This is a genomic window from Streptomyces apricus, assembly GCF_008369065.1.
Lineage (GTDB): Bacteria > Actinomycetota > Actinomycetes > Streptomycetales > Streptomycetaceae > Streptomyces > Streptomyces apricus.
In genome coordinates this window covers 1,049,111-1,054,662 of record NZ_VDFC01000046.1, presented here as the reverse complement: position 1 = coordinate 1,054,662, position 5,552 = coordinate 1,049,111, and the positions used below count along the sequence as shown (strand labels likewise).

Sequence of the window (5,552 nt, the reverse complement as noted above, 5' to 3'; positions counted from 1 at the left end):
GACCGTGAGACATCCTCCGCCCCCGATCCCGTCGTCCCCGCCGCGCCCGGCCACCGGACCGCCGTCCGGGCCGGCCGTCCATGCCCGACCGGCACCCGCAGGAGCCTGAGATGACCGAGTACACCGACCACCACGCCCCCCAGGGCCTCCGCATCCGCGCCACGGTCCTCGTGGTGCCCGGCAGGGGGGAGACCCGGCACACCTACGACCGGCTGGGCAGGCGCCTGGCCGCCGACGCCTACCGCGTCCGCGTCGTCGACGCCCCCGACCTCGGCGCCGGGAACCCCGCCGCCGGCGAACTGGCGGCGCGACTGGCCTCGTTCGACGCCCGGCTGACAGAGGCGGCCGACGGGGCGGCGGGCGAGGACGGTGTCGTACGCCCCCTCGTGCTGCTGGGCGCCGACACCGGAGCCCTCGCCGTCGCCGCGCTCCTCGGGCGCGACGCCGCTTCCGGCGCGGGCACGAGGCCGGACGCCGTCGTCCTCGCCGGGCTCCCCGGCCGCAGCGCCGCCGCCGGCGGCACGTGGGAGGAGGAGCTCGACGTCCGCACCTCCTGCCCCACCCACCGCGGCGCGCTCACCGCGGACACCCGGGTACGGCGGGGATCGCTCGACGAGGCGGTGCCGGACGCCCTGCTCGCGGCGGCCCACGCCGCCGGGGCGGACGTCCCGGCGCTGATCCTCACCGGCGACGCCGACCCCCTCGCCGACCACGACGCCCTCGTCCGCACCGCCAAGTCCCTGCCGCGGGCCCGCCTCTCGGTCGTCCGCGGCGGCCACCACGACGTGCTGAACGACCTGCAGCACCGCTCGGTGGCGGCCGAGATCGTCACCTTCCTGGAGACGCTGCGCAACGGCCTGGTGCCCCTGGTCGCCGTGGAGAGCAGCGCCTGGTGAGCGACGCCCCGCGTCCGTGACCGCGCACCCCGAACCGCGTCCTCCGAACCGCGCCCCTCGAACCCCGAAAGGTCCCTCCATGGCCGCCATCCTGTCCGTCTCCGGAAGCCCTTCGGCCACCTCCCGCACCGCACGGCTCCTGCGCCACCTGGACGACCGGCTCCGGGACCAGGGCCACGACGTCGTCTCGCTGGAGGTGCGCACCCTGCCTCCGGAGGCCCTGCTCGGGGCCGACTTCCGGCACCCGGCCGTCGTCGAGGCCACCGCGCTGTTCGACCGGGTGGACGGGGTGGTGATCGGCACCCCCGTCTACAAGGCCGCGTACTCGGGGCTGCTGAAGTCGCTGCTCGACCTGCTCCCGCAGTACGCGCTGGCCGGCAAGACGGTGCTGCCGCTCGCCACGGGCGGCAGCACCGCCCACGTGCTGGCCATCGACTACGCGCTGCGCCCGGTCCTCAGCTCCATGGGGGCCGCGCACATCGTCCAGGGCTGGTTCACCCTCGACAAGGACATCACCGCCGGGGAGGACGGCGCGGTGACCGTCGCGCCGGGCGCCGCCGAGGCCCTGTCGCAGGTCACCGACCAGTTCTCCGCGGCACTGGGCGGCCGTACGTCGGTACTGGCGCCCACCGGCTGACACCGGGGCCCCGGGCGGGCCGCTCCGATCGCCCCTGCACATGATCTTTTTACGTTACCTTTGCCATTCGGGAACCCCTCAGCACGCGGCAGCCGTTCATCTGACGGACCGCGTACGGGTATCAGCAGAAGTCGAGGTGGCAGCAGTGGCGATGTGGGACCGGCTCAAGGACCAGGCCAAGAACCTCCAGCAGGCGCAGGGCTCCAGGGGAGGTGCGGGGCAGGGGCACGCCCCCGGGCAGGGGTACGGCGCCGGGCAGGGACACGGCTCCGCCGGACGGGCGCCCGGCTCGTCCTCCGGCGGCGGCTCCAAGGCCCAGCTGATCGGGCTGTTCAAGTCGCAGCTCGCGTCGGTCAAGACCGAGCTCAAGAGTGGCGCCTACCGGGACGCGAGCATGGCCATGTGTGCGCTGGTGGCGGCGGCCGACGGACAGGTCGAGCCGGCGGAGAGGCAGCGCGTGGAGGAGCTGATCGTCAGCAACGAAGTCCTGCAGAACTTCCCGGCGGACCAGCTCCGCCAGCGCTTCAACCAGCACGTGGACCGGCTCACCGCCCACTTCGAGCAGGGCAAGGCGGAGGCGCTGCGGGACATCGCCAAGGCGGCCAAGAAGCCGGCGGAGGCCCGCGCGGTCGTCCAGACGGGCATGGTGGTGGCGGGCGCCGACGGGCACTTCGAGGCGTCCGAGCAGTACGTCATCCGTGAGGCCTGCACGGCGCTCGGTCTCTCACCCCCCGCCTTTCAGGGGCGCGGGGAACTGCGCGACCAGCCCCCACGGCGCCGCGGACGACGACGGCATCCCTCTGGCCCCGGCAGTGAACCGGCCGGTATACAAGGGCAGTCATGAGCCGCCCGGACCCAGGGGGAACCACGATGAACCGTCGCACCCAGCACGGCCGGCACGACCGGAACGGCCGGGCCGACCGGACCGTGTCGCTGCGCCGCCGCGCCACCACCCTCGCGGCAGCGGTCAGCGGCTGCGCCCTCGTCATGGCCTCCGGCGCCCCCGTCGAGGCCCACGGCACCGGCGGGAACGGCCACGGCACCCGCACGGACTACGTCGCGCTCGGCGACTCGTACACCTCGGGTCCGCTGATCCCGAACCAGGTGGACGCGAACTGCGCCCGCTCCGACCACAACTACCCCTCCCTGGTGGCCGCGGAGCGCGGCGTGGCCACGTTCAAGGACGTGAGCTGCGGCGGCGCCACGACCGAGCAGATGTGGAAGGCCCAGGGCACCAACCCGCCCCAGCTCGACGCCCTGCAGCGGGGCACCGACCTGGTGACGGTGCAGATAGGCGGCAACGACATGGGGTTCGGCTCCATCATCGCCACCTGCGCCCGGCTCGGCGTGCAGGACCCCGCGGGCGCCCCCTGCCGGCGCCACTACACGACGGCGTCCGGCGCCGACCGGCTGACGCTGAACATCCTGGAGACCGCCCCCAAGCTCACGAAGGTCCTGCGGGCCGTGCACGCCAGGGCCCCGCGCGCCCGCGTGCTCGTCGTCGGCTACCCCGACCTCCTGCCGGAGGACGGCAGCGGCTGCTACCCCTCGGTGCCGTTCGCGGCCGGGGACTTCCCCTACCTGCGGGACACCGGCAAGCGACTCAACCTGATGATGCGCGTGATCGCCCGGCTGAACGGCGCCGCATACGTCGACACGTACGGGCCCACCGTCGGGCACGACATGTGCAAGGACCCGGCCGTGCGCTGGATCGAACCGCTGCAGCCGGCCTCGCCCGCGGYCCCCGCCCACCCCAACGCCAAGGGCGAGAAGGCCATGGCCGGGGCGGTGCTCACGCACCTGCGCAAGGGGCACGGCCACTGACGGACACCCCGTCCCACGCGGCCCGGTACGCCGGGCCGCGTGCCTCGTGCGGGCCGACTCGCCGGTCGCAGGAGGTACGGCCGCTCGTCTTGTTGAGGGATCACCATGTGCGATGGGGGAACTCAGGGGCACAGGGGAATGAGGGACGCCCGACAGAGCGCGCCGGTGAAGGGATGGACATCGTGGTACGACCGAAGATTCTGGTGGTGGGAGCGGGCTTCGCAGGAGTGGAGTGCGTCCGCCGCCTGGAGCGCAAACTGGGACCCGACGAGGCCGAGCTGGCCCTGGTGACCCCGTTCTCCTACCAGCTCTACCTCCCGCTGCTGCCACAGGTCGCCTCCGGGGTGCTCACCCCGCAGTCGATCGCCGTGTCGCTGCGCCGCAGCCGCAGGTACCGCACCCGCATCATCCCCGGCGGCGCCATCGGCGTGGACGTGAAGGCCAAGGTCTGCGTCGTCCGCAAGATCACGGGCGAGATCGTGAACGAGCACTACGACCAGATCGTGCTGGCTCCGGGCAGCGTCACCCGCACGTTCGACATCCCGGGCCTCGCCGACAACGCCCGCGGCATGAAGACGCTCGCCGAGGCCGCGTACGTCCGGGACCACGTGATCTCGCAGCTCGACATCGCCGACGCCAGTGACGACGAGGCCGAGCGTGCCGCTCGGCTGCAGTTCGTGGTGGTCGGCGGCGGCTACGCGGGCACCGAGACCGCCGCGTGCCTGCAGCGCCTGACGCACAACGCCGTCAAGCGCTACCCGCGGCTCGACCCGCGGCTGATCAAGTGGCACCTGATCGACATCGCCCCGAAGCTGATGCCGGAGCTGGGCGACAAGCTCGGCAGCAGCGCCCTGGAGATCCTGCGCAAGCGGGGCATCGAGGTCTCGCTCGGCGTCTCGATCGCGAAGGCGGCCCCCGAGGAGGTCACCTTCACCGACGGCCGAGTGATCCCGACCCACACCCTGATCTGGACCGCCGGCGTGGCGGCGAGCCCGCTCATCGCCACCCTGGGCGCCGAGACGGTCAAGGGACGGCTCGCGGTCACCTCGGAGATGTGCCTGCCGGGCCACGACGGGGTCTTCGCGCTCGGCGACGCCGCCGCCGTGCCGGACGAGGCCAAGGACACGGACGGCGCCGTCTGCCCGCCGACCGCGCAGCACGCGATGCGCCAGGGCAAGCACGTCGCCGACAACGTCATCGCCACGCTGCGCGGGCAGCGGATGACACCGTACGTCCACAAGGACCTGGGGCTCGTCGTCGACCTCGGCGGTCTCGACGCCGTGTCCAAGCCGCTCGGCGTCGAACTCAAGGGCGTCCCCGCCCTGGTGGCCGCCCGCGGGTACCACTGGGCGGCGCTGCGCACCGGCGTGGCGAAGGCCCGGGTCGCGACCAACTGGCTGCTGAACGGCCTGGCCGGCGACGATTTCGTACGGACCGGATTCCAGTCCCGTACGCCGGCGACGCTGCGCGACTTCGAGTACACGAACGCGTACCTGACGCCGGAACAGATCCGGGAGCGGACCGGAACCGTGTGACGGGAGCGCACCGGGACCGCGTGACCGGAGCGGACCGGGACCGCGTGACGGGAGTGGCACCGGGTCGGTGACGGGACGGGAGTGAGGCGGGACCCGGGCCGTCCCGCGGCCTCCGGACGGTGCGGCGCACACCAACACGCGGTGTGCGCCCATTCGTTCGCCTCGCCGGGCGTGCGGGGGGTACCCGGCAGGGCATGACCGCCTATGGATTGCACGCCTCGCACGAACAGATCCCGCCCGCGGACCTGCTCGACGCCGTCGCGCACGCGGAACGCGCCGGGTTCACCGCCGCCATGTGCTCGGACCACTTCTCCCCGTGGAGCGTCCGCCAGGGGGAGTCCGGGTTCGCCTGGTCGTGGCTCGGCGCCGCCCTGCAGGCCACCGACCAGGTGCCGTTCGGCGTCGTGAACGCGCCGGGACAGCGCTACCACCCCGCGATCGTCGCCCAGGCCGTCGCGAGTCTCGCCGCCATGTTCCCGGGCCGCTTCTGGGCCGCCCTCGGCAGCGGTGAAGCCTCGAACGAGCACATCACCGGGGCCCGCTGGCCCCGCAAGGACGTCCGCAACGCCCGGCTGCGCGAGTGCGTGGACGTCATCCGGGCCCTGCTGGCGGGCGAGGAGGTCAGCCACGACGGCCTGGTCACGGTGGACCGCGCCCGCC

General features: G+C 73.4%; 5 protein-coding genes and 1 pseudogene (1 of these 6 cut by a window edge). All 6 read left to right on the top strand.

The window, feature by feature from the left end; genetic code table 11:
- The first annotated feature begins 110 nt into the window (after positions 1-110).
- Positions 111-896, top strand: a complete 786-nt coding sequence (locus FGF04_RS24895) for an alpha/beta hydrolase (RefSeq protein WP_149513480.1) — start codon at positions 111-113, stop codon at positions 894-896.
- Between the two features lie 79 nt (positions 897-975).
- Positions 976-1,533, top strand: a complete 558-nt coding sequence (gene ssuE, locus FGF04_RS24890; protein WP_149513479.1) for an NADPH-dependent FMN reductase — start codon at positions 976-978, stop codon at positions 1,531-1,533.
- A gap of 145 nt (positions 1,534-1,678) precedes the next feature.
- Positions 1,679-2,272: pseudogene (locus FGF04_RS24885) on the top strand (tellurite resistance TerB family protein); the annotation flags it as partial.
- A gap of 131 nt (positions 2,273-2,403) precedes the next feature.
- Complete coding sequence (locus FGF04_RS24880; RefSeq protein WP_149513478.1) at positions 2,404-3,357, top strand: SGNH/GDSL hydrolase family protein; 954 nt, start codon at positions 2,404-2,406, stop codon at positions 3,355-3,357.
- Positions 3,358-3,530: 173 nt separating this feature from the next.
- The gene (locus tag FGF04_RS24875; protein ID WP_149513477.1) at positions 3,531-4,892 is read left to right on the top strand and encodes an NAD(P)/FAD-dependent oxidoreductase; all 1,362 of its coding nucleotides are present in this window, start codon (positions 3,531-3,533) and stop codon (positions 4,890-4,892) included.
- Positions 4,893-5,086: 194 nt separating this feature from the next.
- On the top strand, positions 5,087-5,552 hold the 5' portion of the coding sequence (locus tag FGF04_RS24870) for a TIGR03885 family FMN-dependent LLM class oxidoreductase (RefSeq protein WP_149513476.1). 530 nt of this gene lie beyond the right edge of the window; 466 of the gene's 996 nt are visible here — the first part of the coding sequence; the start codon lies at positions 5,087-5,089; its stop codon lies off the right edge, out of view.